The sequence below is a fragment of the Pseudomonas sp. H1_G08 genome, assembly GCF_054681355.1.
In genome coordinates this window covers 187,185-200,509 of record NZ_CP162822.1, presented here as the reverse complement: position 1 = coordinate 200,509, position 13,325 = coordinate 187,185, and the positions used below count along the sequence as shown (strand labels likewise).

Below are 13,325 nucleotides of genomic sequence, written 5' to 3'. Positions count from 1 at the left end.
TCAGCAACCAACTGCGAGCCATCGAGTTGAAGTGCCCGAAGAAGACCGAACTGTAAAGCCGTTCTTGTTTAACGCGCCTAACGCAACGAATCCGACTGACCCGGAGCCCGGGGTATAGTCACTAATTGCGATGGCTGATAGCGCGGAATTAGGAAATGTGAGTGGAAAAGGAATTGCTTGATCCGCCGTGCTTGAGACAACTGAGTAAATTCCCCACTGGATAGTGAATCCTCCCAGCCAAGACGGGAATACACAGTAACCGACCCCACTTTTCTGAAATTGAAAGCCCCAGGTCATTTTTTTTGGTGTAACGATAGCGCTGTCATCGGCGCCGGTATTCGTCTGCGCTTGAGTGGCAACTTTCGCTGTCCCTTGATTGGTTTCGGAGGCTTGTTGCGCCAAAGCAGAGAGCGCAGCGATATCAATGGTCCCCTGGTTGACAGGGGCGTTCCAAGCTTTTATGCACCAGATGATCGCGAGATTGCGCGGGCGTGTCTCCGCAGAGGTACGCGCTACTTTTGAAGCATCAAACAACACACCGTGGTAAGCAGCTTTTTGGTTAAGCGGACTCAGGGCTCCGCTCAAATTCGCCAACCCGAACGCGCCACTTGCCGTGTTGATATCAAGATAGCCGTCAAAAGTCCCGGTAATGTTCTGTAACGTATCAGCCTGATAGCTGCCGAGCGCCCGACCTCCATCGACGCCCCGCCCATGATCCCAACCCCGCAAAAACTCCCCGCGCGCCTCTGGCAAACGGAAGTTCCCACCCCCCTCGTCCCCCTTGTTGAACTTGCCGCCCAGATAAGCGCTCAGGTCCGGATACGTCGCACTGCTCTTGACGCTGTTATCCAGCTCCAGAAAACCCGGCGGTGGCGCATCAACCGGAAACGCCACAATCGATCCAACTGGCAACGCGGAAGCCTTGGCGATCAACGCCTCAACTTCAGCCTTGGTGTACGAGTCCTTGATGCCAAACCCTGCCAGCGTTTCCGGATTGGCACCGGCAGTCGCCCGGCCATATTCATCAACCGTCAGACTCTTATAAGTCCCGGCTGCAATCCCGGTGCGCCCCGCGAGCATCTTGAACGTCAGCGCAGTCGTGCCGAGGGTGATCGGCGCATTGGTGGTCAGGTGCCACAACGAATCACCGTTCGCCGTGCCCTCCTCCACCATGACCGTCAGACCCGGGGTGACCTTGGCGCTGGTGTTGGCATCGGTGGCCCGCACCCAGTCGCCATTGGCAACAATCCACAGGCCGTTGTCCTTGGCCAGCGTCTGGCTCGGCAGCAGCACACGATCGCCGGCAATTACGGCAACACCATCAATCTGCTGTGCGCTGTTAAGTACGACATTGCCAGTCGCCGCAACACGCACCGACTGCTTGCCATCAAGTTTGCCGAGTTCTTCGGCGAGATAACTCATGACCCAGGCACGCGTCGCTTTAACCACCGTGTCATCAATCAACAAGGTCACCAGCGACGCATTACTGGTCTCGAAAATCGAGCGAATGTAAAACTCTTTACCCGAGCCCGACGTCGCCAGCACCGGTTTGAACGACTCCGGGTATTTGACGATAGCGTAGAGAATGCCGGTGTCGGTCCACAGCCCGGCTTCACGCACATTCCAGCCGCCGACGTCCGGCGGGATAGTGACTTCGGCGAGCAGCCAGCTCGGGTTTTTCTCATCCTGGAACAGTGCGTTGAGCGGTCCGCGCCAGACTTCGCGTTTCAGCGCGGTCGCGGTGGCAGCCGGGTTATAGACCGCGCCGCCGCCGTCGCCGACGGAAATCTGCGTCAACTTGATCGGCACACCCGCAGCCTTGCACGCCGTTTCGTAGGCAATCCCTGCGTTGGTGAGCAGGGTGTAATAGTCAGCCATTCAGGCCCCCTGAGGATAAATAGTGGATGTTTCGACGGTGTACATGCCGGCAGCCATGAACGCCTCGCCAGAGGTTTCAAGCCCTTCGATGAACACCGGATAAACCGTGGTCAGTTCGCCGCAAAACGTCGCAGCACCAATGACGTGATTGCCGAATGCGCTCAAACCCACCGACACGGAGAGAACGTCCCTCTCGCTTTTCGCATCGGCCAGACGGCGGTCGAGACGGGCGTCGATTTCTTCGCTGTAGGTTTGGTCGCTGAAGGCACGCACGGAAAAGCTGTACGGCGCGCCGGGCGGTGTCTGTTCGTACCAGGCGCGGATTTCCGGGCGCAGTTGCAAACCCTTGGCGGCGTTTTCCAGCGCCTTGCGTGTGCCGGCCTGGCGCGCGGTGGGCCAGGCCAGTTCGACGGTTACGCGCTTCTCCGCCACCGGCGCATCGGTGCTCCATTCGGCGACGCCGCGATCGGCAGCCAGATACGGCAGGAAGGCCACCGGCGTTTCGCTGGGGTTCATCAGTTCCGGGAACGGCGGCGCGATGCGGTCGAGCAAGGCGTCGAAGCCCAGATCCAGTCCGCGTTCGAGGGCCGAGCTGTTGGCCGGAAGCAAGGTTGGCCGCTGAGTTTTTTCACTCATAGCGTCAGCACCTCGACTTCAACCGTTGTGCAATACGGCGCCTGAAACGCGGTGGTCACGATCGGCGTCAGCGGTTCGAGAATCTGCAGTTGCACGGCGCCGGCGCTGTGCAGCGTGTAGTCGATCCAGCTCGGATCGACCCGGCCTTCGAGGCGATGGCAACTGTCGGCATACGCTTGCAATTGTGCTTGCGCCGCGACCTTGGTCAGGCCCGAGTCGGGGCCGGAATTGATCTTGGCGACAACGCGGATTTTGTAGCGCTGGATCTCGGCAGCCTTGACGGTAACGAGGTCAGTTTCCGGGCGCACGTCTGGACGAGCAAAGTGCTGACGGACGCCCTCGAGCAATGCTTCGGAAGGCGTGCCATCGCCGCCTCGAGAAAGCACGGTGACTTGCACTTCGCCCGGCGCAGTGCGGCGCCCGTTGCCATCCTTGACCTGCGCGGCGAGGCCGTCCGGGTTGAAGGTGTAAGTGACATTCACTACGCCGGAATCAGTGGACTCAACCTGTACCGTGGGCCGCTCGCCGAGGGTGAACACCTCGCGGCGATACTGCATCCGCGAACCCGCCGCCGGCGCATGAGGTGCCAGGTAATAACGCAACCGAGCGTCGTCATCACTTTCATAAATCGCCGGCACTGGCGGAAATGCCGCCGGGTCGCCGGGATCGAGCAGTTGCCGCTCAAGCCCCATGTCGGCCAGCCGCGCATCGAGATTGCTGCCGGTCGCCCACCACGCCAGCATCTGTTTGATGCGTGCGTTGTATTTGCGCTCATGGGTTTGCAGACGCACGCAGAACGCTTCTAGCGCGAGGGTGAGCAATTCGCTTTCGTTTTCCAGGCTCACCTTGAGTTTCGCGGCGCTGGTCGGCGAACGAGCACCCACGTATTCGACGACGAAGGCTTTGAACTCGTTGAGTAAATCTTCGAACGCTTCAACCGTGATCAGCGCGGGTTCGGCCAGTTGATTCTGGCCGGGGATCAGCATGCTCATGTCACCACCTCGAAGGTTTGTTGGCGGTTTTTCCAGGTGCCGGCAAAACGCAGCAGCAGGCCGTCACCGTGGCGACTGGCAACAATCACTTGCGGCTGAAAATCATCGATACCGTTATGCGGGTTGTAGAACGCTTGCGCGGCGTGGCTCTGTGCCAGAAGCAGAATGTCGTCACCGAGGTTCTGCCCGAGGAGAGTGGGAATCAGCGAACCGTACAAAGGTCGTTTCTGCCGAGTGCCCAGCGGTGTGGTCAGGGCCCGGGTCGCGCGCTGCACGAATTGCAGCCAGTCGTCGACCGTGGCCCCGCTGTCTCTATCGATTCCGATCATGGGAGGCTCTTGAATCAGGGGCTGATGACGCGGCCCTGGTGATCGACCAAGGGGCCGCTGAAGTGCACGCCCAAGGCGTCGATACTCAGGCCGACGGCGCCCAGTTGCAGGGTGATCAGTTGTGGCGTCATGGCCAGACGTGCAGGGCCGATGCTCAGTTCGAGCGACTCGCGAGACCCGTGGAATTGCGTTGGTCCGTTAAGCCAGTGCAAGGCGTGGCTGGCGTCGTCGTAACTGCTTTCGCTGCCGTCCTGATGTACCCGACGGGTCAGCGTCGGCACAGTCGAGGCCGGGGGGAAACGGTCACTGTTCAAGCCGAACAACGCGACACTCTGCGCACCGCTTTCACCGCTGCCATAGTTGAACAGCAGGCACTGCTCGCCCACCGTCGGGATGCGCGATTCACTTTGCGCACCAGCGCTGGGGTTGAAGAACTTGATCGCTGGGGTGAGCAATCCACCATGGCTGACTTGGCAGGTATTGCTCGCCGCATCAACTGACTGGCAGATACCAATGCGACAGAAACTCTCGGCGCGGCGGTGCAAGTCTTCGATTTCCGCTTCCATTTCCGCCAGACGCTCAATGATCGGGCCGAGTTGCATGCGCAGTAATGCATCGAACATCGGTCAGCCCTCCAGCGCGGTGTACTGGTCCGGGTCGTCGATGTTGCTGACTTCCCAGGTGCGAGCGAATTTCGGCATGCCCAGCGGATCGTCGAGCAAGGTCGGGCCGAGGTAGAGTGTCTGGTTGAACGTCAGGGTCCAGGTTTTGTATTGCCGATCGCCACGGATGAGCAATGACGGCAAGCCATCGATATTCATCGGCAGATCGCATTGATCGCCGGATATGTTCCAGCGGTTGTCAGTCATCAGGTTTTTCAGCACGGCAATCAGATCGCACGCTGCAAATGCACTGGCGGCAAGGGCCGGGATGACTTGCAGAGAGACCGTCATGACATGAGCAATTCGCCCGTCAGCGGCGCGCACCCCGGGTCCATTGCGGTCGAAGTCGATCAGCACCCAGGCCTGATCGCCCGGTGCAGTGAAATCATCATGGTTGCCGACGGTGAGGTTGAGGCCGGCGGTGTTGCGCAGTGACGTCGCGATGGCTGTAAACAGTTGCGACGGCTGCTGGATCGGTGTGGGCATACATGACCTCCTTTTCAATCGTCCACGCGCAGCCCTGCCGCCAACATGGCGGCAGGGAAAAATATTCAGGGTTAAGGGTGGTCGCGCGGCGGCACTTCGCAGACGCCGATACGCTTGGCCGCCCAGCGTTCGTAAAGGCCTATAGCGACATCAGCGCCGGCCATCGCCGTCAGGCAGCCAAACGCGCCAGCGGCCCAGATCGACATGCCGGCGGCATACAGCAGCATGATCGCTGACACGCCGCAGATCATGCAGGCGCCGGAACGCAGAGCCAGACGCCGCACAAGTGACCAGCCGCGGGCGCCCTCCTTGTCGGCGCGCCACATTTCGCCGGACACCCCGCCGACGACAGCGAGGAGGATGACCAGCCAGATCGGCATGTCCGCCAACGCTTGTTGCTCGTTTGTCATGTCACGCCTCCGTGGGTGATTGATGAGTGATGGGTTGGATTCAAACGGTTTCTCTTGAGGCAGGCATTCCAAAAAGCCCGGCGCTTGCACACCGGGCTTTTCAGTAATGCGCTCCTTCGCCTTCCTTCAAATCCTGTGTTCGAGAAGGAAGCTGACTTTTCGGCGCTACTGGCGCGGTACGAGTCCATTCAGATTGTTTTTCCGACCGCGGTCCCTGCCCGCCGGATAACTGCTTCTGGTGCTTTACGCTGCACACCCGGGTCAGTTGCCAACCCTCTGAACCGTTGAGGCCGGTTCATCGCTGCCTGTTCTTGTGGAACTAAAGAGCTTGTCTTGCCAGCCGCTTTGTCGAGCGGCTTGGTGGCAAGAATATGCATGGATGCATATACAGTCAATGCGTAAATGCATTTATTTATGCATTAAATTTGCGCATATGCATGAAACCCAAGCGGGCCAAGGGGTGGGGAGATTTCTGCAGGCGTAAAAAAACCTGCCGAGGGGCAGGTTTCAGTTGAATCGAAAGGGGCTAGCGGGCGTACATGCCCCACCAGAAGACGTGACCAAGGATAACGATCTGCTCTTCCTGGATTTCCTGGAAGCTGTAGTCCTCGTCCGGATGCTCGTCGCGATTGAAGCTGCGCAGACGGATACCGGTGGGCAAACGATAGAGTTGCTTCACGCGCAATTGGCCGTTGTGGTTGATCGCATACAGATCGCCATCAATGATGTCGCCGATGCCGCACTTGCCGGCGTTGACGCCGACGGTGGCGCCATCACGCAGAACCGGCAACATGCTGTTGCCGCGCACCGTCACGCATTTGGCCTGGTCGAACTGCACACCGTTGTGGCGCAGGCTGCGTTTGCCGAAGCGCAGGCTGGAGCGCTCGCTCTCTTCGATGACGAATCTTCCTGATCCAGCAGCCAATTCAACCTCACGTAGAAAGGGCACCGACACCTCGTCGTCATCGACGGGGGTGTCGTCGTCCCACAGGCTTATGTCCTTGAGTTCCGCATGCACGTCAGCGCGCGTGCCGGCCGCCGTTGGTGCGACATCCGCGCGCCCGCGCAACTGATCGGTGCTGACGTTGAAATATTCAGCGATCTTCGAGATGTGTTTATCCGAAGGATCGACAATCTTCCCGCTGAGAATCCGCGAGAGCGTTGATTGAGGCACGCCGGTGCGACGGTGGAGCTCCGTGGGGGAGATCCCGTGCTGGTCGAGCAGTGCTCTTAAGACGGAGGAAACGTTGCGTTTTTGCATAACGCGCATAGTGCTTGAAGTTTTTCGTGAAGACAAATGCTGATTTGCATAAATCGTGCATAGATCAACTTTTCCCTGCCAATAAATGCTCACCCGACCGCAGCGCCTGCGTCGGGCAGACTGGCCATGGTAACCTTGCGCCCATCGCGGAAAAGCCCGGCCACTGCCCGCGCTTTGCCCTACATCTTTTAACGAGTTGCCCGACAATCCGATGAATAAAGCCGTCTCCGACCTGTCCTCCCACACTCCGATGATGCAGCAATACTGGCGCCTGAAGAATCAGCACCCAGACCAGCTGATGTTCTATCGCATGGGCGATTTCTACGAAATCTTCTACGAAGATGCGAAGAAAGCCGCCAAGTTGCTGGACATCACCCTGACCGCGCGCGGGCAGTCGGCGGGTCAGGCGATTCCGATGTGTGGGATTCCTTACCACGCGGCGGAAGGGTACCTGGCGAAACTGGTCAAGCTCGGCGAGTCGGTGGTGATATGTGAGCAGGTCGGTGACCCGGCCACCAGCAAAGGCCCGGTGGAGCGCCAGGTGGTACGGATCATCACGCCGGGGACAGTCAGTGACGAGGCGCTGCTGGACGAACGCCGCGATAACCTGATCGCAGCGGTATTGGGCGACGAGCGTCTATTCGGTCTGGCGGTGCTGGACATCACCAGCGGCAACTTCACCGTGCTCGAGATCAAAGGCTGGGAAAACCTGCTGGCGGAACTGGAGCGGGTCAACCCGGTGGAATTGCTGATTCCGGATGACTGGCCGAAAGACCTGCCGGCGGAAAAACGCCGTGGCGTACGCCGTCGCGCGCCGTGGGATTTCGAGCGTGACTCGGCGCTGAAAAGTCTCTGCCAGCAGTTTTCCACCCAAGACCTGAAAGGCTTCGGCTGCGAAAACCTGACCCTGGCCATTGGCGCTGCCGGCTGCCTGCTGGCCTACGCCAAGGAAACCCAGCGCACCGCCCTGCCCCACTTGCGCAGCCTGCGTCATGAACGTCTCGATGACACCGTGGTGCTCGACGGCGCCAGCCGGCGCAATCTGGAACTCGACACCAATCTGGCCGGTGGCCGCGACAACACGCTGCAATCGGTGGTCGATCGCTGCCAGACCGCCATGGGCAGCCGTTTACTGACCCGCTGGCTGAACCGGCCGTTGCGCGATCTCACCGTGTTGCTGGCGCGTCAGACCTCGATCCGCTGCCTGCTCGACGGCTACCGCTTCGAAAAGCTGCAACCGCAGCTCAAGGAAATCGGCGATATCGAGCGGATTCTGGCGCGTATCGGTCTGCGCAATGCGCGGCCGCGTGACCTTGCGCGTCTGCGTGACGCTCTCGGCGCACTGCCCGAACTGCAAGTGGCGATGACCGATCTGGAAGCGCCGCACCTGCAGCATCTGGCGGCCACCACCAGCACTTACCCGGAACTGGCGGCGCTGCTGGCAAAAGCCATTATCGACAACCCGCCTGCGGTGATCCGCGACGGCGGTGTGCTGAAAACCGGTTACGACAGTGAGCTCGACGAACTGCAATCGCTGAGCGAAAACGCCGGCCAGTTCCTCATCGATCTCGAAGCCCGGGAGAAAGCCCGTACTGGTCTGGCCAACCTCAAAGTCGGCTACAACCGTATCCACGGCTACTTCATCGAACTGCCGAGCAAGCAGGCCGAATCGGCGCCGGCCGACTACATCCGCCGGCAGACGCTTAAAGGCGCCGAGCGCTTCATCACACCTGAGCTGAAAGAATTCGAAGACAAGGCACTTTCCGCCAAGAGCCGCGCGCTGGCCCGGGAAAAAATGCTTTACGAGGCGCTGCTCGAAGACTTGATCAGCCAGCTGCCACCGCTGCAGGACACCGCCGGCGCATTGGCCGAACTGGATGTGCTGAGCAACCTTGCCGAGCGTGCGCTGAATCTCGACCTCAATTGCCCGCGTTTCGTCAGCGAGCCGTGCATGCGCATCACCCAGGGTCGTCACCCTGTGGTCGAGCAAGTGCTGACCACGCCGTTCGTGGCCAACGATCTGAGCCTGGACGACAATACGCGCATGCTGGTCATCACCGGCCCGAACATGGGCGGTAAATCCACTTACATGCGGCAAACCGCGTTGATCGTGTTGCTAGCGCATATTGGCAGTTTCGTGCCGGCCGCCAGTTGCGAGCTGTCGCTGGTCGACCGCATCTTCACCCGTATCGGCTCAAGCGATGATCTGGCCGGCGGTCGCTCGACCTTCATGGTCGAGATGAGCGAAACCGCCAACATCCTGCATAACGCGACCGAGCGCAGTCTGGTCCTGATGGACGAAGTCGGGCGCGGTACCAGCACCTTTGACGGTCTGTCGCTGGCGTGGGCGGCGGCCGAGCGCTTGGCCCATTTGCGCGCCTACACCCTGTTTGCTACGCACTATTTTGAGCTGACCGTGCTGCCGGAAGCCGAACCTCTTGTCGCTAACGTGCATCTCAATGCCACCGAGCACAACGAACGGATCGTGTTCCTGCACCATGTTCTGCCTGGGCCTGCCAGTCAGAGCTATGGCTTGGCAGTCGCACAACTGGCCGGCGTGCCGAGCGAGGTGATTCTGCGAGCGCGCGAGCATCTGAGTCGCCTGGAAGACACTGCCCTGCCCCACGAGGCGCCGAAACCGGCGGCCAAGGGCAAGCCGTCGACACCGCAGCAAAGCGACATGTTCGCCTCACTGCCACATCCGGTGCTCGATGAATTGGCGAAAGTGGATCTGGACGACATGACGCCACGCCGTGCGCTGGAAATGCTCTATGCACTGAAGAACCGGATATAAGCACTGAAGAAGCGGATATAACGCAATTCGCTTCAAGCTGTTAGAATCTCGCGCGGTTCGGGATGCTGCTGGCTCATAGCCTGGTCAGCAGGTATCGCTCCCGAACCTGGCGACCCCAACCGTGAAGGGGCAACGCTGCCGCCGCCTGAGGAGAAAATTAGAAATGACCTTCGTCGTCACCGACAACTGCATCAAGTGCAAGTACACCGACTGCGTAGAAGTCTGTCCGGTGGACTGCTTTTACGAAGGCCCGAACTTCCTGGTGATTCACCCGGACGAGTGCATCGACTGCGCGCTGTGTGAACCAGAATGCCCGGCTGTGGCGATCTTCTCGGAAGACGAGATCCCAAGCGGCATGGAAAACTTCATCGAGCTCAATGCCGAGCTGGCGGATATCTGGCCGAACATCACCGAAAAGAAAGAATCGCTGCCTGATGCTGAAGAGTGGGATGGTGTCAAAGGCAAGATCAAAGACCTCGAACGCTGATCTACCCCGCGCTCGACTGAAAGGCCCCTTGCGGGCCTTTTTGCTTTTGCAGATTCTGCTTTTCTGCAGACGAAAAAAGGGGCGGTATGACCCGCCCACATTTTTTCCCTATTCCCTGTATTCCTTTTCATCGTCCTGATGAATCGCCTCCTGCGATGTCCGTTCCCCTCTTCCGTGAAGGGCGTGTCTGTCCGTCGACACAGTTGAGATATTAGAGAGTTTCTGGAGACGAGCAATTGGCCCTCGGCGTACGCGCGCTCTGTCACAAGGACACAACATTTACGAAATAATTAACAAAATCAAAAGGTTGCTCACTGTAAGTGAGCGCGATCGCCTTCCACCGAAGTGTAAAAATAACGAACACTTACGACACAGTAAGCAAAGGCTTACAGCGCGAGACTACAAATACAGAAATTGACGACCGCTTGTCTGGTGGCTGCCGAAAGCCCGATTTGCTGCACGCGAAAAACAAAAAAGCCCCGACTGATTGAATCAGCCGGGGCTTTTTGCGGGCGGACGATCAGGCGCTTATTGAAACAGCGACTCGCTCGACAGGCCGTTCTTTTCAAGGATCTCGCGAAGGCGCTTGAGCCCTTCCACCTGAATCTGCCGTACCCGCTCGCGGGTCAGGCCGATCTCCAGGCCGACATCTTCCAGCGTGCTGCTTTCGTGACCACGCAGGCCGAAGCGGCGAATCACCACCTCGCGCTGCTTGTCGGTCAGCTCCGACAGCCATTGATCGATGCTCTGCGACAGATCATCGTCCTGCAACAGTTCGCACGGATCGGTCGGACGATCGTCAGTGAGTGTGTCCAGCAGGGTTTTATCCGAATCCGGACCCAGCGAGACGTCGACCGAAGAAACCCTTTCGTTGAGGCCCAGCATGCGCTTTACCTCCCCCACCGGTTTCTCCAGCAGGTTGGCGATTTCTTCGGGTGAAGGTTCGTGGTCGAGTTTTTGCGTCAGCTCACGTGCGGCGCGCAGGTAGACGTTGAGCTCCTTGACCACATGTATCGGCAGCCGGATGGTCCGGGTCTGATTCATGATCGCGCGTTCGATGGTCTGACGGATCCACCAGGTCGCGTAGGTCGAGAAGCGGAAGCCGCGCTCGGGATCGAACTTTTCCACCGCGCGGATCAGGCCGAGGTTGCCCTCTTCGATCAGATCCAGCAGCGACAGCCCCCGATTGACGTAACGCCGGGCGATCTTGACGACCAGCCGCAGGTTACTTTCGATCATGCGCTTGCGCCCGGCAGGATCGCCACTTTGCGACAAGCGCGCAAAATGAACTTCTTCTTCCGGGGAGAGCAGAGGGGAAAAGCCGATTTCGTTGAGATACAGCTGCGTGGCATCAAGTGCCCGAGTGTAGTCGATGTATTTATGTTGTTTGAGTGTGGCGGAGTGTCTGGATTTGGAACGAACGGAAGGTGGAGCAGCCCCTTCATCATTCAACATCGAATCCGAATCGATGCCGGTCTCCATAAGGAGAACCTCATCGTCGATGTCAAACTCCGGCACTTCTTTACTGAGAGCCATTGTTATAGTCCTTTGGTGAGTTCGACCCCAAGCTCAAGCGACGCCTTTATCCTTGGCAACGCTGGAGCCTGTCCCCTCTACGCGACGGAACAGGCTGGCCTTCAAATCAACGTCTTGGCAGGAACTGCAGCGGATCCACTGGTTTACCTTGGCGGCGAATCTCAAAATGCAGTTTCACCCGGTCTGTACCCGTTGACCCCATTTCGGCAATTGTCTGTCCGACCTTGACCTGCTGCCCCTCCCGAACCAACAGCCTGCGGTTATGTCCGTAAGCACTGACGTAGGTTTCGCTGTGTTTGATGATGACCAATTCGCCGTAGCCCCTTAAGCCACTCCCGGCGTATACGACCGTCCCATCAGACGCAGCTAAAACAGGCTGTCCCAAATCTCCGGCGATATCAATTCCTTTATTCAAACTACCGTTTGAAGAGAATTTTCCAATCAGAACGCCATTAGATGGCCATCCCCAGCCGGTCGGGGCCGGGCCTGCCGGAGGCAGTGGAGCGGGTGCAGGTTTGCTCGCGACGGACGGTACAACCCCTTTGGAACCGGTGGTTGTAGTGGTTGTGGTGCCATTCGCCTGGCGCCGGATTACTGTGGTTTTACTCGACGAAGAAGGTGAGGAACTGGAGTTGCTCACCACCGCTGTCGGCGTTGAACCGCTGCGCCCGTCGAAGCGAATTGTCTGACCCGGATGGATCGTATACGGCGTAGGAATATTGTTCCGGGCGGCGAGGGTTTTGTAGTCCCAGCCGTAACGAAAGGCGATCGAAAACAAAGTATCGCCGGGACGGACTACATATTGCCCGGTAGTAACGGTCGGACGTTGCGCGACCGAATTATTGCGATCGACAACCCGTACGTTGCTCGATTTGGTGCTGGAGCAACCGACCAGCAAGGTGCTCAAGACAAGGCCAGTCACCAGGCGCTGAAAGCTCGTGTTACCCATACGCTGCGCAATGACTGTGAGACTCACCCGCCGCTCCCTTTGTGGTGGCTGAAAAATTCTGAATGCCGCATTGCGGCATGAGGTGTCGCAAGTATAACGGGCCGAACCGGCTTTACCTTTAATGAAGCGAAATCACCGGACGCACACGTTTGCCAGGGGCAAGTACGCTGCGTTTAAACTCTGGCTGCCGGTGTAAGACCGGCGCCGTTGAAAGGAATTCAGCCCTGTTTGCAAATGCTCAGGCCAGTGGCCCGTTGAGCAACGGCACGAAACGCACAGCGCCCAGAACGTGTCGGGAAAAGCCATTTTCTTCGCGCACGATCAGCATCAGTTGTTGCACTTCACCCGAGCCAACCGGAATTACCATGCGCCCACCAGGGGCCAGTTGATCGAGCAAAGCCTGCGGTACATCGGTGGCAACGGCGGTGACGATGATGCCGTTGTATGGGGCCAGCGCCGGCCAGCCTTCCCAGCCATCGCCCCAGCGAAACACCACGTTACGCAGGTTCAACTCGACCAGACGCTCCTTGGCGCGATCCTGCAACACCTTGATGCGCTCGACGGAAAACACCCGTTCAACCAGTTGCGACAACACCGCTGTCTGGTAGCCGGAACCGGTGCCGATCTCCAACACTTTATCCAGTGGACCTGCCTCCAGCAGCAGCTCGCTCATGCGCGCCACCATGTAAGGCTGGGAGATGGTCTGGTTGTTGCCGATCGGCAGCGCGGTGTCTTCGTAAGCGCGGTGCGCCAGCGCCTCGTCGACAAACAGATGACGCGGCGTGCGGCGGATCACTTCCAGGACTTTGGCGTTCGACACGCCTTCTTCATACAGCCGCTGGATCAGTCGCTCACGTGTACGTTGGGAGGTCATGCCTATGCCGCTGCGCAGACGGTCATCATGT

The 13,325-nt window shown here is 58.9% G+C and carries 13 protein-coding genes; 2 read left to right on the top strand and 11 right to left on the bottom strand.

The genetic code is table 11. The features are described 5' to 3' along the window. The 8 genes from AB4N85_RS00870 to AB4N85_RS00835 all read right to left on the bottom strand — a co-directional run bounded on the left by AB4N85_RS00870 (position 1) and on the right by AB4N85_RS00835 (position 6,663). Entirely contained in the window at positions 1-1,878 is a 1,878-nt protein-coding gene (locus AB4N85_RS00870; RefSeq protein WP_460066593.1) for a phage tail-collar fiber domain-containing protein, read from the bottom strand. Continuing rightward, complete coding sequence (locus tag AB4N85_RS00865; RefSeq protein ID WP_256810382.1) at positions 1,879-2,514, bottom strand: phage tail protein I; 636 nt, start codon at positions 2,512-2,514, stop codon at positions 1,879-1,881. Continuing rightward, positions 2,511-3,506 (bottom strand): baseplate J/gp47 family protein, encoded by a 996-nt coding sequence (locus tag AB4N85_RS00860; protein ID WP_460066591.1) that lies wholly within the window; start codon positions 3,504-3,506, stop codon positions 2,511-2,513. Before AB4N85_RS00860 ends, AB4N85_RS00865 begins: the two co-directional genes overlap by 4 nt. Beyond that, the gene (locus tag AB4N85_RS00855) at positions 3,503-3,835 is read right to left on the bottom strand and encodes a hypothetical protein (protein ID WP_056783245.1); all 333 of its coding nucleotides are present in this window, start codon (positions 3,833-3,835) and stop codon (positions 3,503-3,505) included. The genes AB4N85_RS00860 and AB4N85_RS00855 overlap by 4 nt, the downstream gene beginning before the upstream one ends. A gap of 14 nt (positions 3,836-3,849) precedes the next feature. Continuing rightward, a complete protein-coding gene (locus AB4N85_RS00850) occupies positions 3,850-4,458 on the bottom strand; it encodes a phage baseplate assembly protein V (protein WP_460066588.1) in 609 nt (202 codons plus the stop codon). Between the two features lie 3 nt (positions 4,459-4,461). Further along, positions 4,462-4,983, bottom strand: a complete 522-nt coding sequence (locus AB4N85_RS00845; protein WP_460066586.1) for a hypothetical protein — start codon at positions 4,981-4,983, stop codon at positions 4,462-4,464. Between the two features lie 71 nt (positions 4,984-5,054). Continuing rightward, complete coding sequence (locus tag AB4N85_RS00840; RefSeq protein ID WP_056783240.1) at positions 5,055-5,393, bottom strand: phage holin family protein; 339 nt, start codon at positions 5,391-5,393, stop codon at positions 5,055-5,057. Positions 5,394-5,919: 526 nt separating this feature from the next. Next, positions 5,920-6,663, bottom strand: a complete 744-nt coding sequence (locus AB4N85_RS00835) for a LexA family transcriptional regulator (RefSeq protein ID WP_056783238.1) — start codon at positions 6,661-6,663, stop codon at positions 5,920-5,922. A gap of 202 nt (positions 6,664-6,865) precedes the next feature. On the opposite strand from AB4N85_RS00835, the gene mutS reads away from it, so the two are divergent. Both mutS and fdxA read left to right on the top strand, forming a co-directional pair. Continuing rightward, positions 6,866-9,448 carry a DNA mismatch repair protein MutS gene (mutS, locus tag AB4N85_RS00830; protein ID WP_041478113.1) on the top strand — a complete coding sequence of 861 codons (2,583 nt, stop codon included), beginning with the start codon at positions 6,866-6,868 and terminating at the stop codon, positions 9,446-9,448. A gap of 163 nt (positions 9,449-9,611) precedes the next feature. Next, entirely contained in the window at positions 9,612-9,935 is a 324-nt protein-coding gene (gene fdxA, locus AB4N85_RS00825) for a ferredoxin FdxA (RefSeq protein ID WP_150636333.1), read from the top strand. A 528-nt stretch (positions 9,936-10,463) separates the two neighbouring features. Here fdxA and rpoS read toward each other — a convergent pair. The 3 genes from rpoS to AB4N85_RS00810 all read right to left on the bottom strand — a co-directional run bounded on the left by rpoS (position 10,464) and on the right by AB4N85_RS00810 (position 13,294). Further along, positions 10,464-11,471, bottom strand: coding sequence for an RNA polymerase sigma factor RpoS (gene rpoS, locus AB4N85_RS00820; RefSeq protein ID WP_016771451.1), 1,008 nt, complete (start codon positions 11,469-11,471; stop codon positions 10,464-10,466). A gap of 106 nt (positions 11,472-11,577) precedes the next feature. Next, positions 11,578-12,447, bottom strand: a complete 870-nt coding sequence (locus tag AB4N85_RS00815; RefSeq protein ID WP_016771452.1) for a peptidoglycan DD-metalloendopeptidase family protein — start codon at positions 12,445-12,447, stop codon at positions 11,578-11,580. 211 nt (positions 12,448-12,658) lie between these two features. Beyond that, the gene (locus AB4N85_RS00810; RefSeq protein ID WP_172828219.1) at positions 12,659-13,294 is read right to left on the bottom strand and encodes a protein-L-isoaspartate(D-aspartate) O-methyltransferase; all 636 of its coding nucleotides are present in this window, start codon (positions 13,292-13,294) and stop codon (positions 12,659-12,661) included. Positions 13,295-13,325: the final 31 nt, after the last annotated feature.

Coding starts and splice junctions, on each gene's coding strand:
- AB4N85_RS00840 (WP_056783240.1), bottom strand. CDS start 5,393: ATGACAAACGAGCAACAAGCGTTGGCGGACATGCCGATCTGGCTGGTC.
- AB4N85_RS00860 (WP_460066591.1), bottom strand. CDS start 3,506: ATGAGCATGCTGATCCCCGGCCAGAATCAACTGGCCGAACCCGCGCTG.
- AB4N85_RS00845 (WP_460066586.1), bottom strand. CDS start 4,983: ATGCCCACACCGATCCAGCAGCCGTCGCAACTGTTTACAGCCATCGCG.
- AB4N85_RS00865 (WP_256810382.1), bottom strand. CDS start 2,514: ATGAGTGAAAAAACTCAGCGGCCAACCTTGCTTCCGGCCAACAGCTCG.
- AB4N85_RS00810 (WP_172828219.1), bottom strand. CDS start 13,294: ATGACCTCCCAACGTACACGTGAGCGACTGATCCAGCGGCTGTATGAA.
- AB4N85_RS00855 (WP_056783245.1), bottom strand. CDS start 3,835: ATGATCGGAATCGATAGAGACAGCGGGGCCACGGTCGACGACTGGCTG.
- mutS (WP_041478113.1), top strand. CDS start 6,866: ATGAATAAAGCCGTCTCCGACCTGTCCTCCCACACTCCGATGATGCAG.
- AB4N85_RS00870 (WP_460066593.1), bottom strand. CDS start 1,878: ATGGCTGACTATTACACCCTGCTCACCAACGCAGGGATTGCCTACGAA.
- AB4N85_RS00850 (WP_460066588.1), bottom strand. CDS start 4,458: ATGTTCGATGCATTACTGCGCATGCAACTCGGCCCGATCATTGAGCGT.
- fdxA (WP_150636333.1), top strand. CDS start 9,612: ATGACCTTCGTCGTCACCGACAACTGCATCAAGTGCAAGTACACCGAC.
- AB4N85_RS00835 (WP_056783238.1), bottom strand. CDS start 6,663: ATGCGCGTTATGCAAAAACGCAACGTTTCCTCCGTCTTAAGAGCACTG.
- rpoS (WP_016771451.1), bottom strand. CDS start 11,471: ATGGCTCTCAGTAAAGAAGTGCCGGAGTTTGACATCGACGATGAGGTT.